The sequence below is a fragment of the Halorubrum halodurans genome (assembly GCF_002252985.1).
Classification (GTDB): domain Archaea; phylum Halobacteriota; class Halobacteria; order Halobacteriales; family Haloferacaceae; genus Halorubrum; species Halorubrum halodurans.
In genome coordinates, this window is record NZ_NHPJ01000054.1 from 1 (window position 1) to 2,042 (window position 2,042).

Annotated in this window: 2 protein-coding genes and 1 pseudogene; all 3 read right to left on the bottom strand. The window is 69.3% G+C overall.

What is annotated here, in order from left to right; all coding sequences use genetic code 11:
- Positions 1–1,144, bottom strand: a pseudogene (locus DJ70_RS04785) (glutamate synthase subunit alpha); the annotation flags it as partial.
- A 224-nt stretch (positions 1,145–1,368) separates the two neighbouring features.
- A complete protein-coding gene (locus DJ70_RS17250; RefSeq protein ID WP_179233968.1) occupies positions 1,369–1,536 on the bottom strand; it encodes an HEWD family protein in 168 nt (55 codons plus the stop codon).
- Between the two features lie 69 nt (positions 1,537–1,605).
- Positions 1,606–2,042 (bottom strand): PGF-CTERM sorting domain-containing protein (locus tag DJ70_RS04790; protein ID WP_143420931.1); only part of this gene is annotated, 437 nt, incomplete at its 5' end.

Sequence of the window (2,042 nt, forward strand, 5' to 3'; positions counted from 1 at the left end):
CGAAGCCGATGACGAGGGCGGGGCCGTCCCACGGCTCGACGAGCGAGGCGTGGTAGTCGTAGAAGTCCGCGCGCTCGTCGGCCATGAGGTCGTCGCCGCGGAACGCCTCGGGAACGAGCATCCGCAGGACGTGCGGGAGGTCGCGCCCGGTCTGGAGGAGCAGTTCGACCGCGTTGTCGAGGCTGGCGGTGTCGGACTGGTTCGGGTCGTCGATCACCGGCCGGATCGTCTCGAGCTCCGCGCCGAACGCCGGGTGGTCCAGGTCGTTCTCGCGGGCGCGCATCCAGTTGACGTTCCCGCGGATCGTGTTGAACTCGCCGTTGTGGACCACGTTGCGGTACGGGTGCGCGAGGTGCCACGCGCCGAGCGTGTTCGTCGAGAAGCGCGCGTGGACCAACGCGACGTGGCTCGCGAACCGCTCGTCCTCGAGGTCGGGGTAGTAGTCGGCGAGCTGGGAGCCCTTGAGAAGCCCCTTGTACACGACGCGCTGGCGGTCGAACGAGCAGACGTAGAATCGCCCCGCGCCGTCGACGTCGCCCACGACGTTCTCGATCTCGCGGCGGGCGGCGTACAGCGCGCGGTCGAACCCGAGCAGTTCGGGGTCGGCGTCGGGATCGGCCGCGGGGTCGGTGAACCGCTCGGCGAGGCCGGCCCCTTCGACCGGGGCGACGAACAGCTGGGCGACGTGCGGCTCCGACTCGAGCGCGGTCTCGCCGAGGTCGTCGTTGTCGGTCGGAACGTCCCGCCAGGCGAGCACCTCCAGGCCGTAGACGGAGAGCACCTCGGCGATGACGTCGTGGATCTCGGCTTGAACGCCGGGCTCCGGCGGCATGAAGACGGAGCCGACGGCGTACTCCTCCGGCAGGTCCGCGTCGACGACGGCCTCGAAGAACGCGTCGGGCCGCGCGACCATGATCCCGGCCCCGTCGCCCGTGTTCTCCTCCGCGCCCGTGGTTCCCCGATGCTCGAGGTTCTCCAGGAGTCTGACGGCGTCGCGTACGGTGGCGTGGGCGGGCGCGCCGTCGAGGTCGATGACGCCGCCGATCCCGCAGTTCGAGCGGTCGTCCGTCGGGGAGGCGAGCCCCGCGTCGCGGTCGTCCCGAGCCGTCCCCGGCTCGGGGATGGTACTACGTGACTTGGTCATACACCTCGTCGCGGATCACGGGTTAAAGGAATAACCCTGATATGGGTAGGATCCATCGTACACACATTAGGGAATATAAGGTAATTATCTATAAGGGATTGGTACGGAATACCACGACTTACGATCGGACATTGAACGCCGTCAAAACCGTATCGAAATAGACGATCAGTCAATAGAATGCCGAGTTCGCTCGACTCTCTCGGTGTCCGTCGTACGTTCGTACACTACTCCTCGAACGGAGCGTACGTCCCGTTGACGTCCCAGTCGTGGATACAGTAGACGTCGCCGGGCTCCTCGTCGATCCGCCACCCCTCCACGTCGGCGTCCCAGCGCTCGACGCGGCCGCACAGTTCACAGGTCCGTTCGGTCGGAGGCGAGATGGTGACGCTCATGCCACGAGGAAGGCGTCCCGTCAGCAAAAGGATACCGCCGACCCGTCCGCGTCGACTCGCGGCACCCGGCTACCCCGTTCGTCGACGGCCGGCGAGCAGGCTCGCGGCCGCGAGCGCCAGCAGGGCGGTCGCGACGCCGAAACCCGGAACGTCGTACGCCGTGGAGCGCAGCGGAGCCTCCTCGAAGGTGGGCGGTCGCGCGGGTCGATCGCCCTCGGACGTGGCGGCATCGCGGTCGACGTCCGATCCCTCGATCGCCGGCGCGCCGGCAGGGGAGTCGTCGTGCTCGCTGTCCGCGGCGGCCGTGCCGAGCGCCGACGCCCGATCGGCGACCGTGGGACGCGAGACGTACTCGGCCTCCTCCGGGGCGTTCGGATCGGCCAGCGGCCGGGGGCCGATCCCCCGTCGATCGCGAAGCGCGCGCTCCTCGGCCGCGCGGACGGCGGCGACGTTCCACGCCTCGACCCGTCCCGAGGACCCGCCGTCCCCGCCGCCGGCGAGCGCGC

Bases quoted from the DNA above. Each gene is read 5' to 3' on its own strand.
- DJ70_RS17250 (WP_179233968.1), bottom strand. From the start codon at position 1,536: ATGAGCGTCACCATCTCGCCTCCGACCGAACGGACCTGTGAACTGTGC.